Consider the following 20,300-nt stretch of genomic DNA (forward strand, 5'->3'; position numbering starts at 1 on the left):
CCTCGATGGCAGTCAGGCGCAGCCGCGCGCGTGCCGGGCACGGCGCGCACCGGCACTTCCGTTGCGTGGCCGGCGACACTCGCCGCAAAACGCGGCGATTCGCTGCACCACGGCCATCTGCGCTTCCGGAAGCGGGCCGGTACGCCGCACGCGCTGCATTGCTTCGTGCTCGATTGTTCGGCGTCGATGCTGTCGCACGACCGGCTCGCGCTGGCGAAGGGGCTGATCGTTGCGTATTTCGATCGAGCGGCGCGCGAGCGCGTCGAAACCGCACTGATCTGCTTCGGCGGCAACGGCGCCGCGCGGCGCTTCGGCCCGGCCGTGCCGCGCTGGTGGAACGCGCGCTGGCTCGAACCGGTCGACGGCGGCGGCGGCACGCCGCTCGCGGATGGCATCGCGGCCGCCGCGCAGTTGCTCGCGCGCGAAGCGCGGCGTGCGCCCGACAAGCAGCGCTGGCTGTGGGTGCTGTCCGACGGCCGCACGCGCGAAGCGCCGGCGAAACCCGCGGCGGCCGATCATGTCGTGTTCGTCGACTTCGACGACGCGGCCGTGCGGATCGGGCAGGGCGTGCGGCTCGCTGCTGCGTGGGGCGCGCAGTGGGTGGCGGCTGGTGCGCTTTGCATGGACCTCGCGGGTTGAGCGGGCCTTGCAGCTCTCACGGACCTCGCGGGCCTCACGGACCACCAGATCTCGCAGACATCGCGGACTTCGCAGACCTAGCAGACATCGCAGACATCGCAGACATCGCAGACATCGCAGACATCGCAGACATCGCAGACATCGCAGACATCGCAGACATCGCAGACATCGCGGACTTCGCAGACCTAGCGGGCCGAGTGACGGCCGCAAGGCCGCGGCCGGCGGTGCGATATGATCGCCGCTTCTGCTTCTCCCCATTGGAAAACCTGCCATGCAAGTACTGGTCGATGCCGACGCGTGTCCCGCCGTCATCAAGGACATGCTGTTTCGCGCCGCGCGTCGTGCCGAAATCCGCGTGACGCTGGTCGCGAACCAGTTTCTGCGCACGCCGCCGTCGCCGTTCATCAAGGCGGTGCAGGTGCCGGCCGGCTTCGATGTGGCTGACGCACGCATCGTCGAGCTGGCCGAGGCCGGCGACCTCGTGATCACCGCCGACATCCCGCTGGCCGCCGCCGTGCTCGACAAGGGCGCGCACGCGCTCGACCCGCGCGGCAACTGGTTCAGCCGCGAGAACATCGAGGAGCGCCTGTCGACGCGCGCGATGATGGAGCAGTTGCGCAGCGCGGGCATCGACACAGGCGGGCCCGCGCCGTTCAGCGCGCGTGACGGCAAGACGTTTGCATCGCAGCTCGACCGCTTCCTGGCGCGATACGGCAAGCCGTAAAGCCGCGTTTCGGCGGCCAGTCGTAATCGATCGTTCCACATACGGAAGCGCTCGCACGCGCCACACGGCAATGCGCAGGATCCGCATCGGAACGTGTGCTTCGCCCAGGGCCGGATGCAGGTTTTCGCCGACGCTGATATCGTGGCGCGAACCATTACACAGGAGCGCACGCGTGTCACCGACCCAACTTCTCGTTCCGACTTTTACCCAGATGCTGCGTGCGCAGTCAGCATGGCTCGACAAGGCTGTCGCGCACCGGCAGGCCGCGGGCGGCGAGCCCGACGCGGCGATGACGCTGAAGCTGGCGGCCGACATGTATCCGCTCGCAGCACAGGTGCGCTTCTCGTGCTTCCAGGCGATGGAGCCGGTCTACCGGCTGCGCGGCGAGCCGCTGCCGGCCGCGCTGCTGGCATTGCGCGAAGCCGGATGGAATGCGGATGCGCAGCCCGGCTCGCTGAGCGACGCGCAGGCGATCATCGCGGGCACGCTCGCGTTTCTCGGCGAACTCGCACCGGATGCGCTCGATGGCGCCGCCGCGCTGCCGATCGCGCTCGAACTGCCGAACGGCGTCGCGTTCGACCTGACGGGCGAACAATACGCGCGCGACTGGGCGCTGCCGCAGTTCTACTTCCACGCGATCGCCGCGTACTCGATCCTGCGCCATCACGGCGTCGAGCTCGGCAAGGCCGACTACGTGTCGCACATGCTCGCGTACGTGCGGCCCGGCACGATTCCTCAGGGGTGAGTGGTCAAGCCGGCGGTGCTCCTTGCCGTCAACGAGACGGCCATTGGGTACGTGCACGGCTGAGGACAGCGTTGAGCAAAGCCTGAGACTCAGGTAGGTGCGCTGTGACCAAAGTTTAGCTGCTATTGCGATATGTGACTGTCAACATAAACTATGTGCATATGAATTTCAATGCACTAGAGCCGTGGCAGTCGTTCGATGGTGCCTTTGGGAGTTGTCTTTTTCGTCAATCACATCTAGTCTACGAAGTCCTTCTCAGGATGTAGCATTGTGCTTGTCGCGAAAATTGCTTCTATTTTGTCGACAGCCTCCCCAGCGCTAGTGAGCCATTTGCATTGGCACTCTTGCTGGGCACATAAAAATTTACGTCAAAAACATCATACGGGGTTTTCCACAGATGGAACTTAACGCAGAAACCAGATCCGCAAACGAAATATTCTCTCCAAATAAAAAATATATCGTTCCTCGATTCCAGAGGGAGTATTCATGGCAGACCGAGGAGGTCGAAGAGTTCTGGGATGATGTTGTTCAGCAAATCAAGCTAACTTCCGGGAAAAAAATTCGCAATGAAGAATATTTCATCGGATGTATTGTTTTGGTTGGGGAAGATTCTAGGCCAGAATATTTGATTGTCGATGGTCAACAGCGCCTCACTACGCTAACCATACTCTTACGTGTGATCGTCGATAGGTTGAGTGAGCTTGGGGAATCAACTGCTGCTACTGCGTTGTATAAAAATGTGATCGAAGGCACCGACAACGATGGGAAGCAATACTTTAAATTAATCAACGAAAGTCCAAAACCGTTCTTCCAAAATGAGCTTCAAGCGCTCAATCCGTCTAAACTGAAAAAAAGCGGAAACGGAAGAGGAGACACTTCTGCTGGCCGCATTTTCAACCCTCAAGAAAAAACTGAAGGAGTTTGGTATAGCTGGCCTATCTCCAGTTGAGGCAACCAAGGCGCTGAGAGATCAGGTTCTTAATTATTTGAAATTCATTCTTGTTACCGCAAAAAACGAAGATGACGCATACACAATATTTGAAACGCTCAACGCCCGCGGCCTAAGCCTCACGTCTGTTGATCTCATAAAGAATTGGGTTTTTAAAAACTATAACCAAGTCCACCCAAATGACGATGCTAAATATATTTGGGGTGATATAAGAAAATCAATTACCAGATTTTCAGATTTGGAAACATTTTTCAGACACTATTGGAACTCGAAGTACGCGTTCGCCTCCGATGATAGGCTTTACAAGAGCTTTAAGGATTTTTTGAAAAAAGGAGTTATTTCGGATGCGCAAGAGTTCCTCTTTCAGCTGAAGGATGCCGCGGAACTTTATAGAAAGATAGGTGCCCCAAGTGAGCTTGACTGGAAGGTTCAAAAGGAGCGGGTGATAAAAAAATCCTTTGATCTGCTTAACCAGTATCGCGTCACTCAGGTTCGCCCATTTCTTTTGGCGCTCCTTGAGTGCAGAAACAAGAAGATCATTGATCAAAGCACTTTTACTAATACAGTCATTAAGCTGGAAAGGTTTCACTTCATTTTCTCAAATCTATGTCAAGATAGGGCCTCCGGATTGGAGGGGAAGTACACCCGTGCTGCGAAAAATCTTCACAATGCTGGCGCCAATAAGGCTGCTGCCAAGGATGTTATCTCTGATCTGACTCACTATCTTCAGAAGAAGAGGCCAAATCCACAAAGAATATCTGATGCCGTGGGTGGATTGGTTTACACATCCGATAACGATGTCAACAAGAAAACCATACAAACAATATTCTCTAAAATTGAGAATTATCTGCACGGCACGCAAGAGTTGCAGGTCGGCACATTTTCGCTTGAGCATATCGAGGATCAGTCAAGTAAGCATCACTGGATTGGGTCAATCGGAAACTTGATTCCCTTGGATGAGGACTTGAACAATAAAATAAAACAGGGATCTGATTTCAAAAAGAAAAAATCCCAATATAATAAATCAAATTTCAAAATTGTCGAAAAATTTATTGAAATTAATGCGCAGAGTGTTTGGGGGGAGGGCGACGCGGGGAGATGGGCGCAAGAAATTTCATCGATGCTCGACATCGCAACTGAAATATAGTAGATGAAAAATGCGGTCGCCAGCCTTCAATGGCTGGCGGTTGCGTTATTAGGCGCTGTTCTTGGTTGGCGTTGAATTAATGAATATTTCGTCAAGATTCGCATAAAGTCGTGAGTTCACCCCTGCATTTCGAAGTGGGGCATTTTGAGTGGTCTATATCAACTGCGAGTTACGCATCGCGCGACTCGATTTGGCAGACTGCTCAAAAGTGACGTCAGCGCAGCGGGCCGTCCGCGATCGCCGCAAAGCAGTCGAGGCGCAGCAGCTCGATGATCTTGCGCGTCGGCACGCTCGCACGGAGCGTGTCGAGCCGGTCGACGGTGAACCACTTGCAGCGGGCGATTTCGTTGCTCGCGCGCGGGGTCAGGTGCGCCGGCACGTCGGCCACGAACACGTGATGCAGCTTCGTCAGCCCGCCGAATTGCACCGCGTAGTCGAGCGCGAGCCCCTCCAGCCGCGTTTCCTCGGCAAGCTCCCGCTGCGCGGCCTCGAGCGGCGTCTCGCCGCGCCGGATCGTGCCGCCCGGCAGCGACCAGCGCGACGCGGTGCGGGCGACCAGCAGCACGCTGCTGCGCTGGCGGCACACGATCGTGGCGCGTTCCTTGATGACGGCGAGAGTGTCCGGCCCGGTACTCATGTTCGGTAAAACAGGTGCTGAATCGTGGAGAAAATGCGCGTCGGCGGTTCGTTGTCCGGCCGCGGGACGCGACGGCATGCAGGCAGCCGCAGAGATCTTACCGGCCGTTCGTGACAGTTCCGTGCACGGCGTCGCGCCGCGTGAGCCGTGTCATGCGTGCGTGTAGATCCCGCTGCGCGTCGGCTTCGCGTGGCGCGAATGGCGGCGCTGGTGAACGGCGCGCCGGTGATGGGGCGGCACCGTCACGTGCCGGCGCGCGGGCGCGGGCCGTGCGGTCGGCGCGGCGGCTTGCGGTGCAGCGGCCGGCATCTGCGTCTGTCCTTCGCCGAAATTGAATGTCCGGGTTTGCGCGTGTCCGACGCCCAGCGTCGACGCCAGCATGAAGGCCGCCAGCAGGATCCGTTTCATGAGTATTCCGCCTTGCTTTTTTCGAGATGAAGGTTGCCCGCCAGCTTAACGAAGGGCGGGGTGGTGCCGCAACCGGCCCGAGTTTGGTGTCGTCTCCAGTCGCGCCCGGCGGCGTTATCCGCGCTTCGCGCCGGGTGCGTCCGGGCTTGACAACATAATTCCTGAGTGTGAATATAAATTCACATACAAGAATTATTCGCCGAATCCGGAAAGTCGCGCCGCAGGCGCCGGCTGCCGGAACCGGCAGTCCGATCAACCGGAACCAGGAGCGAGACGCATGGCGGAACGGGAGCAGCAGGGCGCGCTGACGGGATTGCGCATCGTCGATCTGTCGCGGGTGCTGGGCGGCCCTTACGCGACGCAGATCCTCGCCGACCACGGCGCGGAGGTGATCAAGGTCGAACCGCCGTCCGGCGACGAGACGCGCACGTGGGGCCCACCGTTCGACGGCGACACCGCGTCGTATTTCCTCGGCGTGAACCGCAACAAGCTCGGCGTCGCGCTCGACCTGACGCAGCCGGACGACCGCGAGCGGCTGCTCGGCCTGCTCGAACATGCCGATGCCGTCGTCGAGAACTTCAAGATCGGCACGATGGAGCGCTGGGGGCTCGGTTTCGACGCGCTGCATGCGCGGTTTCCGCGCCTCGTTTATTGCCGCGTGTCGGGCTTCGGCGCGGACGGCCCGCTCGGCGGGCTGCCCGGTTACGATGCGGCCGTGCAGGCGCTCGCTGGGCTGATGAGCGTGAACGGAGAAGCAGGCGGCGCGCCGCTGCGCGTCGGTGTGCCGATCGTCGATCTCGTCACCGGGCTGAACGCGGCGCTCGGCGTGCTGATGGCGCTGCGCGAGCGCGACGCGAGCGGCCGCGGCCAGTTCGTCGAATCGACGCTGTTCGACTGCGCGCTGTCGATCCTGCATCCGCATACGCCGAACTTCTTCCATTCGGGCAACGCGCCCGTGCGCACCGGCAACGCGCATCCGAACATCACGCCGTACGACAGTTTTCCGACGGCCACCGTCGACATTTTTCTCGCGGTCGGCAACAACGGGCAGTTCGCGGCGCTCTGCGACGTGCTCGGCACGCGCGGCTGGCTCGACGATCCGCGTTTCGCGGACAACCGCGCGCGCAGCGCGAACCGCGCCGCACTGCGCGCGCTGCTCGAAACAGCGTTGGCCGGGCACGACGGCGCGGCGCTCGCCGAGCAACTGATGCGCCGCGGCGTGCCATGCGCGCCCGTGCTCGGGCTCGATGCGGCGCTCGACCATCCGCATGTCGCGCATCGGCAGATGAAGGTCGAGCTGGGCCGGCATCGCGGCATCGCGTCGCCGATCAAGCTCGGCCGCACGCCGGCCACGTACCGGCGGCCGCCGCCCGTGCTGAACGAACACGCGGCGCAGGTCTTCGCCGGCGCCGATAACGATCACGACAACCGCCGGGACTGACCGGCATCGCGGCCGCCGGCCGTGCCGCGCGCCCGACGGCGGCGCGCGGCCGCGCGGGCCGACCACCCCGTTCGGACACCACGCCGGCCCGCACACGGACGCACCGGCTGAAGAGGAGATGCATCATGCTCGCATGGATCGGCGCGATCGCCATCGTCGCGCTGTTCGGCCTGATCATCACGAAGCGGCTGTCGCCGCTCGTGGCGCTGATCGTCGTGCCGGTGGCCGCGTCGCTCGCGGCCGGTTTCGGACTGACGACCGGCAAGTTCATCGTGCACGGCGTACAGAACATCGGCCCGATCGCCGGGATGTTCGTTTTTGCGATTCTATTTTTCGGAATCCTCACCGATGCGGGGATGCTCGACCCGATCATCGCGGGCGTGCTGCGCGTGATCGGCTGCCATCCGCCGCGCATCGTGATGGGCTCGGCGCTGCTCGCGCTGCTGATCCATCTCGACGGCTCGGGCGCCGTCACGTTTCTCGTCACGCTGCCCGCGATGATGCCGCTCTATACGCGCCTCGGGATGGATCGCCGTATCCTCGCATGCGTCGCGTCGATGGCGGCCGGCGTCAACTTCCTGCCGTGGGTCGGGCCGATGCTGCGCGCGTCGGCGGCGCTGCACATTCCCGGCTCGGCGATCTTCATGCCGATGATTCCGGTGCAGATCGTCGGGCTCGCGTTCGTGTTCGGTACCGCGTACGTGCTCGGCGTACGCGAGGCGAAGCGGCTCGGGCTCGATCGCGACGGCGCGGCATCGCTCGCGGTCGCGCCGCGCGAGCTGACCGACGCCGAACGCGCGCTGCGCCGGCCGGGCCGCTTCCGCATCAATCTCGCGCTGACGCTCGTCGTGCTCGTCACGCTGGTGTCGGGCATCGTCGACCCGATGGTGATGTTCATGCTCGGCACGGTCGCCGCGCTCGTGATCAACTACCCGGACGTGCAGGCCCAGCGCGAGCGGATCGACGCGCATGCGAAGGCCGCGCTGATGATGGCGAGCGTGCTGCTCGCGGCCGGCGCGTTCACCGGCATCATGTCCGGCACCGGGATGCTGAAGGCGTTGGCGGAAGTCGTCGTCGCGCACGTGCCGGTCGAGCATGCGCGCCACATGCCGTTCGTGCTCGGGCTGCTGTCGATGCCGCTCAGCCTGTTGTTCGACCCCGATTCGTTCTACTTCGGCGTGTTGCCGGTGCTCGCGGAAAGCGGCAAGCTGCTCGGCGTGCCGCCGATCCAGATGGCGCAGGCCGCGCTGCTTGGCCAGATGACGACGGGCTTTCCGGTGAGCCCGCTCACGCCCGCGACGTTCCTGATCGTCGGCCTGACCGGCGTCGAGCTCGCCGAGCACCAGAAATTCACGATTCCGTTCCTGTTCGCCGCCACCGTGCTGATGGTCTTCGCCGCGGTCGCGACGGGCGTGTTTCCGTTATGAGCGCGCGCGGGCCTGTCGTTTCGCGCCAGGCCCCCCGAGGGAACTTCCTTCGGGGCCGAAATCCTGCGGCGGCCCGGCGTTTTCTCGAGAACGGCGCGGCCGTTCGCGTTTCCCTGGAGAGCAATCCATGCAGTTCGACCTGACCGACGACCAGCGCGCGATCGAAAGCGCGATCGAGAAAATCTGCGCGCGCTTCGGCGACGACTACTGGCTCGAACGCGATCGCGCGGGCGGGTTTCCGGCCGATTTCCACGCGGCGCTCGCCGAGGCCGGCTGGCTCGGCATCGCGATGGACCCGGCCCACGGCGGCGCCGGGCTCGGGATGACCGAGGCCGCGCTGATGATGCGCACGATCAGCGCGTCGGGCGCCGGCCTGTCCGGTGCGTCGGCCGTCCACATGAACATCTTCGGGCTGAACCCGGTGCAGGTGTTCGGCAACGACGCGCAGAAGGCGCGCTTCCTGCCGCCGCTGATCGCCGGGCGCGACAAGGCGTGTTTCGCGGTGACGGAACCGGATGCGGGCCTCGACACCACGCACCTGACCACGCAGGCGCGCCGCGACGGCGATCACTACGTGCTGAGCGGGCGCAAGATCTGGATCTCGACCGCGCAGGTCGCGAACAAGATGCTGATCATCGCGCGCACGACGCCGCTCGACCAGGTCGCGAAGCCGACCGACGGGCTGAGCCTGTTCTATACCGATCTCGACCGCTCGCGCGTCGAGGTGCGCGAGATCGAGAAGATGGGCCGCAAGGCCGTCGATTCGAACATGCTGTTCATCGACAACCTGCGCGTGTCGCGCGACGACCTGATCGGCAACGAAGGCGACGGCTTCCGCTATCTGCTGCACGGGCTGAATCCCGAGCGGATCCTGATCGCCGCGGAGGCGATCGGGCTCGGGCAGGCGGCGCTGCGCCGCGCGACGCAGTATGCGTGCGAGCGCGTCGTGTTCGGCCGGCCGATCGGGCAGAACCAGTCGATCCAGCATCCGCTCGCGCTGGCGTGGATGCAGCTCGAGGCCGCGTGGCTGATGGTGATGAAGGCCGCGACGCGCTACGACGCGGGGCAGTCGTGCGGCGCGGAGGCGAACGCGGCGAAATACCTCGGCGCGGAAGCCGCGTTCCAGGCCTGCCAGACGGCGATCGCGACGCACGGCGGGATGGGGTACGCGAAGGAATACCATGTCGAGCGCTACCTGCGCGAGTGTATGATTCCGAGGCTCGCGCCCGTGAGTCCGCAACTGATCCTGTGCTACATCGCGGAGAAGGTGCTCGGGCTGCCGAAGTCATACTGATGCGCGGCGGCCCGCACGGCGCGCGGTTTCCCGTTCCGAATCAAGCGCTCGTCATGGACGTCAAACTCGTTGCCCGCACGCTCGACCTGTTCGAGCTGTTCGCCGCCGAACGGCGGCCGCTGCCGCTGACCGAACTCGCGCGCCTGCTCAATGTGCCGGCGTCGAGCTGCCTCGCGATGGCGCGCACGCTCGTGAGCCGCGGCTACCTGTACGAAGTGCGCAAGCGCGGCGGCTACTACCCGACGCGGCGCCTGCAGACGATCGCCGCCGCGATCGACGCGACCGATCCCGTCGTCGACATCGTGCATCCGCATCTCGTCGCACTGCGCGACGCGAGCCGCGAGACGGCCGTGCTCGGCAAGATCCAGGGCCTGTCGGTCACGTACCTCGACGTCGTCGAATCGGAGCAGGCGATCCGCTATACGCGCCAGCCGGGCGAGCTGCGCCCGCTGCACGCGAACTCGATCGGCAAGGCGATCTTCGCGGAACTCGCCGGCGATGCGCAGCAGGCGCTCGGCGCGCAGTTGCCGTTCGAGCGTTTCACCGACGCGACGGTGGCGGACCTGCCGGCGCTCGTCGTGCAAACGGCGCGGTTTCGCGAACTCGGCTGGGCCGAGAACTTCGGCGAAAGCGCGCCCGAGCTGTCGGCGATCGCGGTCGCGCTGACGCTCGACGGCGACTGGTACGGGCTGTCGGTCGTCGGGCCGACCGAGCGGATCCGCCAGCATCGCGACACGCATGCGGCGCTGCTCGTCGACGCGAAGGCGCGGCTGCTGGCCGAACACGCGCGCGGGTAGGGTAGTGGCACGCGAGGGCCAGTAGCGGGCCGGCAGTCTGAACTGCACCCCAAAGTCGGGCACCGATCCAAGCTTTGGGGTGTTTTTCATGAACCGCCTGGATTTCTTGGACAGTGCCGAGTGTTAGTGCTCGGCCTTTCACGAGCCTTCGGCCGTAGGCCGAAGGCGAAGCCATGACGAGCCGTTCCGGCGTTCGATCCTGCCGCGCCGGAAACGGCTCGCCGCGCATCACGCGCCGGCGCGTTGCGCCATCACGACTTCACCCACACGCCGCCGGCACTCGGGTTGTCGCCCTGGGTCCACCATTTCGCGCAGTACTTCGCGCCCTGGTACATCACGCACGTGCCGCCCTGGTAGGCGGTCGTGGCCGACCACGCAGGCGAGCCGCCGCCGACCGGCTTCCACACGGCCGCCTGGCCGGGCACGTCGCCCTGCGTCCACCATTGCGCCTGATACGTGGTGCCCTGGTAGGTGACCGTCGCGCCGGCCGTATAGACCTGGCCGGCCGCCCAGGGCGCGCCCGGCTGCGGCGTGCCGCCGTCCGAGCCGCCGCCGTAGTTCGGGTCCTTCGTGACACCCGCGCCCCACTTGCCGTCGAGTGCCTTGAAGATCGCCGCGAATGCGTATGGCTGTTGCGCGACGCCCGAGCAGGTCGGCGACGCATACGCGCCGTTGTTCGGGCACGGCTGGTCGCGGCCGACCGACCAGTTGCCGAAGAACCCGTAGCCGTTGTTGACCGCCGCGTTCAGCACGCTTTGCGCGTTCGCGAGCGTGAAGATCTCGCCCTGCACGTCGTTCACGCCGATCATCGGCGTGACACCCACCATCTGCCACAGTTGCGCGCCGGTCTTCGGCTGGCCGGCGGACTTGAACGCCGTGTCGAGTTGCGAATACAGCGCTTGCGCGGCGCTGATCGCGGCCGCGCCCATGTCGATGTTCGCGGGGCCGTAGTCCATCGTCATCAGGTTCACGGCATCGAACGTCGTCTTGTTCGAGATCGCCGCGTTGACGACGTTCACGCCGTCCTGCGTGAGCCCGGTCGACATCGTCGGCAGCGTCAGCGTGACGTGCAGCGGCTTGCCCTTCGCCGCATAGTCGGCTTGCAGTTGTGCGACGGCCTGGAAGTTGCGCGCGACCGCGGCCGTGTCCTGCTGCGATGCGCCTTCGATGTCGAAGTCGACATGCGTGAGGCCGTACGTGTCGATCACCGTCTGGTAGGCCGTCTTCAGCGCGGGAACCGTCGAGCACGCCTGCATCAGCGGCGTGCCGTTCGCGCCGCCGAACGACACGGCGACTTCGCCGCCTTTCGCGCGGTAGCTCGCGATCGAAGTCGACAGCGCGGTGAGCAGGCCGCCGCTCGCGCCGTTGCCGATCGGCTGCACGCCGCCCCACGACGGCGCGCAGCCGCTGCCCGCGACCACGAACGCGAGCGTGAACTGCTGGATGCCTTGCCGGACGCCGATCTGGTCGACGAGCGGCGTCGGATAGAGCGTCACGTCGACGAACGGCGCATAGACGCCGGCGCCCTGGGACACGCTCGCGGCGGCGAGCAGACAGCCCGCGGCAAGCGCACGCGGAATGAAACGCTGCAACACGTTGTTGTTCATTCTGTTCTCCAAGTGGAAGAGGGATACGCTGGCCCGCGTATCGCCGCCGGACGAACGACCGGGCATGCCCGGCCGGCGGCGTGCCCATCTTGGAGGATTCGCGCCGAATAGTGAATCGTCAGGAGTTCTTTTTGTTATTTGATTTCCGATACGTAACGATCTTGCCGATTCGACACCGTTCCGTAATGCATCGGCGGACGATTTTCCCGATCGATCGTGCTGATTGCATGAAGCCCGATGCGCGTCGCTAACGCCGCTTACATCGCTAACGTTGCGTTACGCCGATACAGGCTGCACCGGCGAGCGGGCCAGCGCGGCGAAGCGTTCGACGCATACCGATGCAAACGGCTCGCTCCACGACACGATCTGCTCGACCGAACGCGCACTGGCGATCGGTACATGGACGACGCCCGGGCATGCCGACGTGCGCGGCGCCCGGTTCACACGCTGGCCGCGTTCAGCGATACCAGCGCGGCGTATAGACCCATTCGCGTCCGCCGTCGATCGCGAAACGCCGTGTGGTCGAAGAGCCGACGATCACCATCGTGCGCATGTCGACCTGGTCGCTGCGCAGCGCGCCGAGCGTCGTCGTCGCGAGCGTCGCGCCCGGCCGGCCGATGTCGCGCCCGAGCACGACCACCGTATCGGCCGCGCGATGCGCGCGCACGACATCGAGCGCACGGTCGAGCTGCCACGGCCGCGCACGCGAGATCGGGTTGTAGAACGCCATCACGAGATCGGCTTGCGCGGCATGCCGCAGGCGCGTCTCGATCACGTCCCACGGCTTCAGGTTGTCCGACAGCGAGATCGCGCAGAAGTCGTGGCCGAGCGGCGCGCCGGCCTGCGCGGCGGTCGCGAGCGATGCCGATATGCCGGGTTCCACGCGCAGATCGACCGCGGCCCATTGCGGGTCGCGAGATTCGTCGAGCGCTTCGAGCACGGCCGCGGCCATCGCGAACACGCCGGGGTCGCCCGACGACACGACCGCGACGCGCCGGCCTTCGGCCGCGAGTTCGAATGCGTGGCGCGCGCGCTGCATTTCCTCGCGATTGTCGGTGCCGTGCACGCGCTGGTCCGCGCGGAACGGGCCGGCCATGTTCACGTAGGTCGTGTAGCCGAGGATGTCGGTCGCTTGCGCGAGCGCGGCGCGCGCGGCCGGCGTGAGCCACGCGGCGCCGCCCGGGCCGAGGCCGAGCACCGTCAGGCGGCCGCGCGTACGGCCGAGCGTGGCGGGATCGACCGGATGCGACGCGACCGCGCACGCGAGCCCGTTCGACGCTGCGCGCAGCGTATGCGCGACACGCAATGCGCGGCCGAGCAGCGCGGCCGCGTCGGTTTGCGCTTCGCTGTCGACATCGACGAAGCGCAGCGGCACGCCGAGCGTTTCTGCGGCATCCTCCAGTGCGGCGTCGCCGATCGCCGACGCGGGTGCGACGATGGCCGCGAGCGCCAATCGCGCGAGACCTTGTGCGTCGAGCGCGGCCTCGATGCGCGCGGGGAGCGCTTCATCCGCGTGCATGGTTTGCGCATCGACGCCGACCACCACGCTGCGCGGATGGATCACGAGTTCGTCTTGCGTGCCGCGCCATGCATCGGGCGTCACGCGAATCGCATGCGCGGCCGCGTCGTCGCGCGGCAGCGCGACATCGTCGAGCCACGGCGCTGCGCCGTCGATGCGCGTCGACGCGCCCGCGAGCAGGTCGGACACGAAGCGCTTGCCCTGCGCGACATCGGCGAGCGCATAACCTTCGGGCGGATTGAGCACGCATGCGCCGAAGCGCAGTTCGCCGCTCGTCGTGATCGCCGGCGCGACGCCGAGCCATTCGGCCAGTTCGCGTGCGATCACGTTGACGCCCGTCAGCCCGCCGAGCAGCGGCACGACGGCCGAGCCGTCCTCCGCGACCGCGAGCACCGGCGGCTCGACGCCCTTGTCGGCCAGCGCGGGAGCGAGGCAGCGAATCACGATGCCGGCCGCGCACAGCGCGACGATCGGCAGGCCGCGCGCATAGAGCTCGCGCAGGTGCTCGCCGAGTTCGTCGAACGGCTCGTCGGCATCGACGCGCGCCGCGAGCCCGTGCACGCGGGCTCCCGGGTAGCGCGCCTGGATGCGCCGCGCGGTGTCTAGCGCGCCGGCGCCGAGAATCACGATCGCGGGCGGAGTCGTCATCCTTGCCATTTTTCCCCCGGCACGACGAGCAGCGAGAAATACGGCGACGCCATCGGGTCGACTTCGTCGAGCGGCACGATGCGCTGGCTCGCCATCGTCGCGCGCTCGACATACAGCGCGCGCTTCGCGAGCCCCAGTTCGTCGAGCACACGCCGCACCTTGTCGAAATTGCGGCCGAGCTTCATCACGACGGCCGCGTCGGCCTGCGCGAGCCGCGCGCGCAGCTCGTGTTCGGGCAGCACGCCCGACAGCACCGACAGGCTCTGATTGCGATAGACGAGCGGCTGGCCGAGCACGGCCGTGCCGCCGAGCATCGCGCACACGCCCGGGATGACCTCGGTGTCGTAACGCGGCGCGAGGCGGTCGTGCAGGTACATGTACGAGCCGTAGAAGAACGGATCGCCTTCGCAGATCACCGCGACGTCGCGGCCCGCGTCGAGGTGCGCCGCGACGATTTCGGCGGCCGTATCGTAGAAGTCGGCGATCACCGTCTCGTAGCAGAGCGGCGGCGGCAGCGCTTCGGTCGTCACCGGATAGACGAGCGGCAGTTGCGTCTGCGTGTCGAACAGGTGCGCTTCGACGATGCCGTACGCATTGCCTTTCTTGCCCTTCGCGACGAAATACGCGACCACGGGCGCCGCCTGCAGCACGCGCAGCGCCTTGATCGTCATCAGTTCGGGGTCGCCGGGGCCGACACCGACTCCGAACAGGCGTCCGCGCGCGGTCGTCATTCGACCTCCGTCGCGAGCGCGTTGACCGCGGCGGCGGCCATCGCGCTGCCGCCGCGCCGGCCGAGCAGCGCGACGTACGGCACGCCGCGGCTGTCGGCGTCGAGCATCGCCTTCGATTCGGCCGCGCCGATGAAGCCGACCGGGAACCCGAGGATCAGCGCGGGGCGCGGCGCGCCGGCGTCGATCATGTCGAGCAGGTGAAACAGCGCGGTCGGCGCGTTGCCGATCACGACGACGCTGCCCGCCAGATGCGGGCGCCACAGTTCGAGCGCGGCGGCCGAGCGCGTGTTGCCGAGATGGCGCGCGAGATCGGGCACCTCCGGTTCGCCGAGCGTGCAGATCACGGGATTGCCGGCCGGCAGCCGCGCGCGCGTGATGCCTTCGGCGACCATCTTCGCGTCGCACAGGATCGGCGCGCCGGCCGCGAGCGCCGTGCGGCCCGCGGTGCCGGCGCCGGCCGAGAAGCGCAGGTCGTAGACGACATCGACCATCCCGCACGCGTGGATCACGCGCACCGCGAGTTTCTCGAGATCGGGCGGAACCTGCGACAGGTCGGCCTCGGCGCGGATCGTCGCGAACGACTGGCGGTAGATTTCCTGCCCGTCGCGAATGTAGTCAAGCATCGGTGGTGGTGTCCTGGCTATGCCGTGCGCCCGTCAGTCGGGCCGCGGCCTGGTCAATCGTCAGATGGCGCGCGAGCGGGGCGCCGAGGCCCGTGGCGGCGTCGCGCCGGTAAAGGTCGTAGTGCGCGGGCGCCACCGCGACCAGCGTGTGCGCAGCGGGATGCGGCAGCGCGCAGTGGCGCTCGCAGCCGGTCAGGTGCACGTCGAGCGGTTGGCCGATGCGCGCGGCGAGCGCGAGCGCGTCGCGTTTCGTGTCGGCGCGCGCTTTCGCGCAGCCCGCGCTGCCGGTGCACGCGACGAGCGTCGCGAGCGGGTCCGACGATGCGCAGACGAGGCCGAGCGACGCGAGCGCATCGAGCGTGGCCGGTGCGCGTGCGTGCGACACGCCGTGGATGAACACGCCTTGCCACGGCGTCATCGACAGTGTGCCGTCGCCGTCCGCTTCGGCCAGGGCGGCGAGCCGTTCCAACTGCGTCGCGTCGAGCCGCCCGAGCACGAATTGCGCGCCGACGCTGCAGCGCGCCGCGTCGAGCGACGGACGCGCGCCGAAACGCAGTGCGGAATCGGAACGCATGCGCCGCCAGCCGGCGAGCGCGGGATCGGCCTCGAGCGGGAAGGGCAGGTAGTGCCGCGCGCGTTCGAGCAACGCGCGTTCGCCGCACGTCGCGAGCAGCGCACGCATCCGCGTGACGTCGGCCGGTGCGAGATCGAGGAACGCGAGCAGCAGGGCGCGGACGAGCGCGACGCTCTGGTCGGGCGACACATCGACCGAAGCAGGCGTGTCGTCGAATGCAGTCGGCGGGCAGCCGGCCAGCCCGGCCGCGATGCGCACCGCGCCGTCGCCGCGACGCCATGCGGCGAGCCAGATGTCGTGCGGATGATCGAGCGCCGCGACCGATTCGCCGCCGTCGAGCTGGATCGAGAATTTCGGCGACAGCTCGCCGCGGCGCGGCTCGCTCGCCAGCATGTCGAGCAGCGGAACGACGAGCGCGCGGCTGTCGACGAGCGCGGCGGGGTCATGCCCGGCGAGCGGGCTGAGCATCACGTTGCGGACGTCGTCGCTCGCGGCGAGCGCGACCGCATCGGCGGTTGCGTCTGCGGTCGATTTTGCGGCGGCATCGGCGCGCGGGCCGAGCCCCGCGTCGAGCAATGCGCGCGTCAGCGCGTCGGACGCGCCGTCGCGAATGCCGCGTAGCTGGAGATTCGCACGATTGGTCGCGTCGATCGCGCCGGAGCCGAATGCGCGCGCGGCGGCGGCGATCGCGCGCGCCTGGCGCGCGTCGAGCCGGCCGCCCGGCAGCTTGATCCGGCACAGCCCGCCGTCGGCGGCCGCGACGACGCGCACGAGCCCCGGGCAGGCCGACGGGCGCACGACGGGCGACGCAGGAATCGAATCGGGGGCGGAACTCAACGGGATATCGGGGCAGTGTCGCGCCGCGGGCCAACGCATCGGTACACCCCGCCCGACGCCGACTGGCACGCACGCACTTTCTGGCCGGCAGGTCTCCTGGCTGACAGGTCGGCGCCGGCTCCCGGCCTTCCCGGTGAAACCAGTGGCATGAGGGGGAGATCGGCTCGCTGTCTACAGTTGCGGGGGCAGCCACAGCGGCGCGCGGCGCGCCCTGTGTTCCCTCTTCGGCCCCGAAGGGCACCGGCGAACGAACGGCCGTAGGATACCCGATTTCGACCGCGGTTCGCGACCGGAAAGCCGTTCTCGGCGGACGAAGCGGGGGTTGGCCCGGCGCCGGCGGGCCGGCAGGTGAAACGCGGGATGGAACACGGTACCATGCCGTCTTTCGCAATGCGGACGGCTGCGCCGGCCCTTTTTCGGCCGCGCGGCGACACGATGGAATCGAACGATGGGGAAGGGTGCATGACGGCGTGGCTGACGGTAGTGGGCATCGGCGACGACGGTTACGCGGGGCTCGGACGCAGCGCGCGGCGCGCGCTGCTCGACGCGACGCTCGTCGTGGGCGCGCAGCGGCATCTCGACATGCTGCCGGCACGGCTGCCGGCCGCGCGCGAAACGTGGCCGTCGCCGTTCGACGTCGCGGGCGTGCTCGCGCGCCGCCCGTCGCCCGTCTGCGTGCTCGCGAGCGGCGACCCGATGCTGTTCGGCGTCGGCGCCACGCTCGCGCGCCGGCTTTCCCCCGACGAATGGCGCGTGTTGCCCGCGCCGTCGTCGCTGTCGCTCGCGGCCGCGCGCCTCGGCTGGGCGCTGCAGGACGTCGGCGCGGTATCGCTCGTCGGCCGTCCGCTCGCGACGCTCGCGCGTCACCTGCTGCCGGGCCGGCGCCTGTTCGTGCTGAGCGCCGACGGCCGCACGCCGGCCGCCGTCGCGGCCGAACTCGCCGCGCGCGGCTTCGGACCGACGCGTATCAGCGTATTCGAACATCTGGGCGGCCCGCTCGAGCGGCGCGTCGACGGCCTCGCGCAGGACTGGAACGTCGACGAAACGGCCGCGCTCAATCTCGTCGCGCTCGACTGCCAGGCCGGCCCCGACGCGCCGCGCCGCGCGCTCACGCCCGGCCTGCCCGACGATGCGTACCGCCACGACGGCCAGCTCACCAAGCGCGACCTGCGCGCGATGACGCTCGGGCGCCTCGCGCCCGCGCCCGGCGAGCTGCTGTGGGACGTCGGCGCCGGCAGCGGCTCGATCGGCATCGAATGGATGCGCGCGCATCCGTCATGCCAGGCGATCGCGATCGAAGCGCATGCGGAGCGGCAGCGCTTCATCGAACACAACCGCGACGCGCTCGGCGTGCCTGGCCTGCAGCTCGTCGCGGGCCGCGCGCCGGATGCGCTCGCGGGGCTCGCCGCGCCGGACGCGATCTTCATCGGCGGCGGTGCGACGGCGCCCGGCGTGCTCGACGCGTGCTGGTCGTCGCTGAAGCCCGGCGGCCGGCTGGTCGCGAACGCGGTCACGCTGCAGGGCGAGATGGCGCTCGCCGCATGGCGCGATGCGCACGGCGGCACGCTCACGCGCGTGTCGCTCGCGCATGCGGAGCCGCTCGGCCGCTTCGACACGTGGCGGCAGCCGTTGCCGGTCACGCTGTACGACGTGCGCAAGCCCGACGCGGCCACCACGGCCGGACCGTCGAACCCGACGAACCCGATGGACGCGTGATGCGCGACGAAACCCCCGAACAGCACGCACCGCTGCGCTTCGGTTATACGACCGGCAGCTGCGCGACCGCGACATCGCTCGCCGCCGCGCGCCTGCTGCTCGCGGGCCAGGCGGACGATGCGGTCGCGATCGTGCTGCCGAAGGGGCAGCGCGTGATGATGCGGCTCGAGTTCTGCCGGATCACGGCCGACGGCGCCGAAGCCGGCACGATCAAGGATGCCGGCGACGATCCGGACGTCACGCACGGCGCGCTGATCTTTGCGCGCGTTGCGCTCGCGGCGGCGCCCGGCGTGCGTTTCCACGCGGGGCCGGGCGTCGGCACGGTCACACGTGCGGGGCTGACGCTGGCGGTCGGCGAACCGGCGATCAACCCGGTGCCGCGCCAGATGATGACGACGCACCTCGACGCGCTGGCAGCCGAATATGGCTACGCGGGCGGCTTCGACGTGACGATCGGCGTGGAAGGCGGCGAAGCGCTCGCGCTGAAGACGATGAACCCGCGCCTGGGCATCGTCGGCGGGCTGTCGATTCTCGGCACGACCGGCATCGTGCGGCCGTTCTCGTGCTCGGCCTATATCGCATCGATTCACCAGGGCATCGACGTCGCGCGCGCGAACGGCATCCAGCATATCGCCGCGTGCACGGGCAATACGAGCGAGGACGCGATGCGCGCGCACTATCACCTGCCCGACATGGCGCTGGTCGAGATGGGCGATTTCGCGGGCGCGGTGCTCAAGCACCTGCGGCGCGCGCCGGTCGCGCGGCTGTCGATGTGCGGCGGCTTCGGCAAGCTCAGCAAGCTCGCGGCCGGCCACCTCGACCTGCACAGCCGCCATTCGAGCATCGACCTGCCGCTGCTCGCGCAGTGGGCGGCCGAGGCCGGCGCGAGCGATGCGCTGCAGGCCGCGATGCGCGCCGCGAACACGAGCCAGGAAGCGCTGAAGCTCGCGCTGGCCGCGGGCGTGCCGCTCGGCGATCTCGTCTGCGCGCAGGCGCTGCGCGTCGCGCGCGACATCGTGCCGCCTTCGGTCGCCGTCGAGATGTTCGCCATCGACCGGCAGGGCCGCTTCGTCGGGCAGGCGCGATGAGCGCGCGCATCCTGCTGCTCGGCGGCACCGGCGATGCGCTGAAAATCGCGCGCGCACTCGGTCCGCATCACGTGTATAGCCTGGCCGGCCTCGGCAAGGTGCCCGACGACCTGCGCTGCGACGTGCGCGTCGGCGGTTTCGGCGGCGCTGCCGGATTGGCCGCGTATCTGCGCAGCGCCGGCATCGGCCTCGTGATCGACGCGACGCATCCGTATGCCGCACGAATCAGCGCGAATGCCGCCGCCGCGACGCGCGACGCGGGCGTGCCGCTGTGGGCATTGCGCCGTGCGCCATGGGCGCCGCAACCCGGCGACGACTGGCGGATGGTCGACGACTGGGCCGGCATCGAGGCCGCGCTCGCGCCGTTCAAGCGGCCGCTGTTCACGCTCGGCCGCGAACCGCTCGCGCATCTCGACGCGATCCCGCCGCACCAGTTCTGGCTCGTGCGCTGCCTCGACGCGCATCCCGGCAACGCGCGCGCGCAGATCGTCGCCGCGCGCGGGCCGTTCACGCTCGACGGCGAGCGCGCGCTGTTCGCGCTGATGGGGATCGACGTCGTCGTCAGCAAGAACAGCGGCGGTGCGGCCACCGAGGCCAAGCTCGACGTCGCGCGCGAACGCCGGCTGCCGGTCGTGATGCTGCGCCGGCCGCCGCTGCCCGACGCCGATCGCACGTTCAACTCGGCCGCCGCACTGCTCGACGCGCTCGATCCGGCCGCCCGCGCGTGACGCCGCACGGCCGATCATCCA

General features: G+C 67.4%; 20 protein-coding genes and 1 riboswitch. Of the genes, 12 read left to right on the forward strand and 8 right to left on the reverse strand.

Annotated elements, in window-relative coordinates; genetic code table 11:
• Positions 1-30: 30 nt before the first annotated feature.
• The 5 genes from GD429_RS34720 to GD429_RS41710 all read left to right on the forward strand — a co-directional run bounded on the left by GD429_RS34720 (position 31) and on the right by GD429_RS41710 (position 4,204).
• Positions 31-639, forward strand: a complete 609-nt coding sequence (locus GD429_RS34720; protein ID WP_321575092.1) for a vWA domain-containing protein — start codon at positions 31-33, stop codon at positions 637-639.
• Positions 640-910: 271 nt separating this feature from the next.
• Positions 911-1,363: a YaiI/YqxD family protein gene (locus GD429_RS34730; RefSeq protein ID WP_152864018.1), complete on the forward strand. Its 453-nt coding sequence runs from the start codon at positions 911-913 to the stop codon at positions 1,361-1,363.
• 172 nt (positions 1,364-1,535) lie between these two features.
• The gene (locus tag GD429_RS34735) at positions 1,536-2,108 is read left to right on the forward strand and encodes a DUF1993 domain-containing protein (protein ID WP_321575093.1); all 573 of its coding nucleotides are present in this window, start codon (positions 1,536-1,538) and stop codon (positions 2,106-2,108) included.
• Positions 2,109-2,505: 397 nt separating this feature from the next.
• Positions 2,506-3,057, forward strand: a complete 552-nt coding sequence (locus GD429_RS34740; protein WP_152864020.1) for a DUF262 domain-containing protein — start codon at positions 2,506-2,508, stop codon at positions 3,055-3,057.
• Positions 3,020-4,204: a DUF262 domain-containing protein gene (locus GD429_RS41710; RefSeq protein WP_265334704.1), complete on the forward strand. Its 1,185-nt coding sequence runs from the start codon at positions 3,020-3,022 to the stop codon at positions 4,202-4,204. Before GD429_RS34740 ends, GD429_RS41710 begins: the two co-directional genes overlap by 38 nt.
• 214 nt (positions 4,205-4,418) lie before the next feature.
• Here GD429_RS41710 and GD429_RS34750 read toward each other — a convergent pair whose 3' ends face one another.
• Together GD429_RS34750 and GD429_RS34755 are read right to left on the reverse strand one after the other, a co-directional pair.
• Positions 4,419-4,841, reverse strand: a complete 423-nt coding sequence (locus GD429_RS34750) for an NUDIX hydrolase (RefSeq protein WP_152864022.1) — start codon at positions 4,839-4,841, stop codon at positions 4,419-4,421.
• Between the two features lie 150 nt (positions 4,842-4,991).
• Positions 4,992-5,249 (reverse strand): hypothetical protein, encoded by a 258-nt coding sequence (locus tag GD429_RS34755; protein WP_152864024.1) that lies wholly within the window; start codon positions 5,247-5,249, stop codon positions 4,992-4,994.
• A 277-nt stretch (positions 5,250-5,526) separates the two neighbouring features.
• Between GD429_RS34755 and GD429_RS34760 the strand changes: the two genes are divergently transcribed.
• The 4 genes from GD429_RS34760 (at position 5,527) to GD429_RS34775 (ending at position 10,208) form a co-directional block, all read left to right on the forward strand.
• The gene (locus GD429_RS34760; protein ID WP_152864026.1) at positions 5,527-6,690 is read left to right on the forward strand and encodes a CaiB/BaiF CoA transferase family protein; all 1,164 of its coding nucleotides are present in this window, start codon (positions 5,527-5,529) and stop codon (positions 6,688-6,690) included.
• Positions 6,691-6,815: 125 nt separating this feature from the next.
• On the forward strand, positions 6,816-8,117 hold the full coding sequence (locus GD429_RS34765; protein ID WP_152864028.1) for a CitMHS family transporter: 1,302 nt from the start codon (positions 6,816-6,818) through the stop codon (positions 8,115-8,117).
• A gap of 127 nt (positions 8,118-8,244) precedes the next feature.
• Entirely contained in the window at positions 8,245-9,411 is a 1,167-nt protein-coding gene (locus tag GD429_RS34770) for an acyl-CoA dehydrogenase family protein (protein WP_152864030.1), read from the forward strand.
• 53 nt (positions 9,412-9,464) lie between these two features.
• The gene (locus GD429_RS34775) at positions 9,465-10,208 is read left to right on the forward strand and encodes an IclR family transcriptional regulator (protein WP_152864032.1); all 744 of its coding nucleotides are present in this window, start codon (positions 9,465-9,467) and stop codon (positions 10,206-10,208) included.
• Between the two features lie 251 nt (positions 10,209-10,459).
• Here the strand turns inward: GD429_RS34775 and GD429_RS34780 are convergent, their stop codons facing one another.
• From GD429_RS34780 to cobG, 6 genes are all read right to left on the reverse strand, one after another.
• Entirely contained in the window at positions 10,460-11,815 is a 1,356-nt protein-coding gene (locus GD429_RS34780) for a chitinase (protein WP_193727279.1), read from the reverse strand.
• A gap of 276 nt (positions 11,816-12,091) precedes the next feature.
• On the reverse strand, positions 12,092-12,259 hold the full coding sequence (locus tag GD429_RS34785) for a hypothetical protein (protein WP_193727280.1): 168 nt from the start codon (positions 12,257-12,259) through the stop codon (positions 12,092-12,094).
• 13 nt (positions 12,260-12,272) lie between these two features.
• A complete protein-coding gene (gene cobJ / locus GD429_RS34790) occupies positions 12,273-13,982 on the reverse strand; it encodes a precorrin-3B C(17)-methyltransferase (RefSeq protein ID WP_152864036.1) in 1,710 nt (569 codons plus the stop codon).
• Complete coding sequence (locus GD429_RS34795) at positions 13,979-14,713, reverse strand: precorrin-2 C(20)-methyltransferase (protein ID WP_152864038.1); 735 nt, start codon at positions 14,711-14,713, stop codon at positions 13,979-13,981. Before GD429_RS34795 ends, cobJ begins: the two co-directional genes overlap by 4 nt.
• Positions 14,710-15,336 (reverse strand): precorrin-8X methylmutase, encoded by a 627-nt coding sequence (locus GD429_RS34800; protein WP_096470918.1) that lies wholly within the window; start codon positions 15,334-15,336, stop codon positions 14,710-14,712. The genes GD429_RS34795 and GD429_RS34800 overlap by 4 nt, the downstream gene beginning before the upstream one ends.
• Positions 15,329-16,708, reverse strand: a complete 1,380-nt coding sequence (cobG, locus tag GD429_RS34805; RefSeq protein ID WP_321575094.1) for a precorrin-3B synthase — start codon at positions 16,706-16,708, stop codon at positions 15,329-15,331. Before cobG ends, GD429_RS34800 begins: the two co-directional genes overlap by 8 nt.
• A gap of 107 nt (positions 16,709-16,815) precedes the next feature.
• A riboswitch (cobalamin riboswitch) is annotated at positions 16,816-17,007 on the reverse strand.
• 202 nt (positions 17,008-17,209) lie between these two features.
• On the opposite strand from cobG, the gene cbiE reads away from it, so the two are divergent.
• The 3 genes from cbiE to GD429_RS34820 are packed head-to-tail and all read left to right on the forward strand — an operon-like array spanning position 17,210 to position 20,279.
• On the forward strand, positions 17,210-18,463 hold the full coding sequence (cbiE, locus tag GD429_RS34810; protein ID WP_152864065.1) for a precorrin-6y C5,15-methyltransferase (decarboxylating) subunit CbiE: 1,254 nt from the start codon (positions 17,210-17,212) through the stop codon (positions 18,461-18,463).
• Positions 18,463-19,551, forward strand: a complete 1,089-nt coding sequence (locus GD429_RS34815) for a cobalt-precorrin-5B (C(1))-methyltransferase (RefSeq protein ID WP_152864042.1) — start codon at positions 18,463-18,465, stop codon at positions 19,549-19,551. The genes cbiE and GD429_RS34815 overlap by 1 nt, the downstream gene beginning before the upstream one ends.
• Positions 19,548-20,279, forward strand: a complete 732-nt coding sequence (locus tag GD429_RS34820) for a cobalt-precorrin-6A reductase (RefSeq protein ID WP_152864044.1) — start codon at positions 19,548-19,550, stop codon at positions 20,277-20,279. The genes GD429_RS34815 and GD429_RS34820 overlap by 4 nt, the downstream gene beginning before the upstream one ends.
• The last annotated feature ends 21 nt before the right edge of the window (positions 20,280-20,300 follow it).

The organism is Burkholderia sp. BE17 (assembly GCF_009362305.1).
GTDB lineage: Bacteria > Pseudomonadota > Gammaproteobacteria > Burkholderiales > Burkholderiaceae > Burkholderia > Burkholderia pyrrocinia_C.

What these genes read in the sequence shown, in the direction of transcription:
- GD429_RS34775 (WP_152864032.1), top strand. Translation starts at nt 9,465, where the DNA reads ATGGACGTCAAACTCGTTGCCCGCACGCTCGACCTGTTCGAGCTGTTC.
- GD429_RS34815 (WP_152864042.1), top strand. Translation starts at nt 18,463, where the DNA reads ATGCGCGACGAAACCCCCGAACAGCACGCACCGCTGCGCTTCGGTTAT.
- GD429_RS34730 (WP_152864018.1), top strand. Translation starts at nt 911, where the DNA reads ATGCAAGTACTGGTCGATGCCGACGCGTGTCCCGCCGTCATCAAGGAC.
- GD429_RS34740 (WP_152864020.1), top strand. Translation starts at nt 2,506, where the DNA reads ATGGAACTTAACGCAGAAACCAGATCCGCAAACGAAATATTCTCTCCA.
- GD429_RS34750 (WP_152864022.1), bottom strand. Translation starts at nt 4,841, where the DNA reads ATGAGTACCGGGCCGGACACTCTCGCCGTCATCAAGGAACGCGCCACG.
- GD429_RS34795 (WP_152864038.1), bottom strand. Translation starts at nt 14,713, where the DNA reads ATGACGACCGCGCGCGGACGCCTGTTCGGAGTCGGTGTCGGCCCCGGC.
- cobJ (WP_152864036.1), bottom strand. Translation starts at nt 13,982, where the DNA reads ATGACGACTCCGCCCGCGATCGTGATTCTCGGCGCCGGCGCGCTAGAC.
- GD429_RS34760 (WP_152864026.1), top strand. Translation starts at nt 5,527, where the DNA reads ATGGCGGAACGGGAGCAGCAGGGCGCGCTGACGGGATTGCGCATCGTC.
- GD429_RS34770 (WP_152864030.1), top strand. Translation starts at nt 8,245, where the DNA reads ATGCAGTTCGACCTGACCGACGACCAGCGCGCGATCGAAAGCGCGATC.
- GD429_RS34765 (WP_152864028.1), top strand. Translation starts at nt 6,816, where the DNA reads ATGCTCGCATGGATCGGCGCGATCGCCATCGTCGCGCTGTTCGGCCTG.
- GD429_RS34820 (WP_152864044.1), top strand. Translation starts at nt 19,548, where the DNA reads ATGAGCGCGCGCATCCTGCTGCTCGGCGGCACCGGCGATGCGCTGAAA.
- cbiE (WP_152864065.1), top strand. Translation starts at nt 17,210, where the DNA reads ATGACGGCGTGGCTGACGGTAGTGGGCATCGGCGACGACGGTTACGCG.
- GD429_RS34780 (WP_193727279.1), bottom strand. Translation starts at nt 11,815, where the DNA reads ATGAACAACAACGTGTTGCAGCGTTTCATTCCGCGTGCGCTTGCCGCG.
- GD429_RS34800 (WP_096470918.1), bottom strand. Translation starts at nt 15,336, where the DNA reads ATGCTTGACTACATTCGCGACGGGCAGGAAATCTACCGCCAGTCGTTC.
- GD429_RS34755 (WP_152864024.1), bottom strand. Translation starts at nt 5,249, where the DNA reads ATGAAACGGATCCTGCTGGCGGCCTTCATGCTGGCGTCGACGCTGGGC.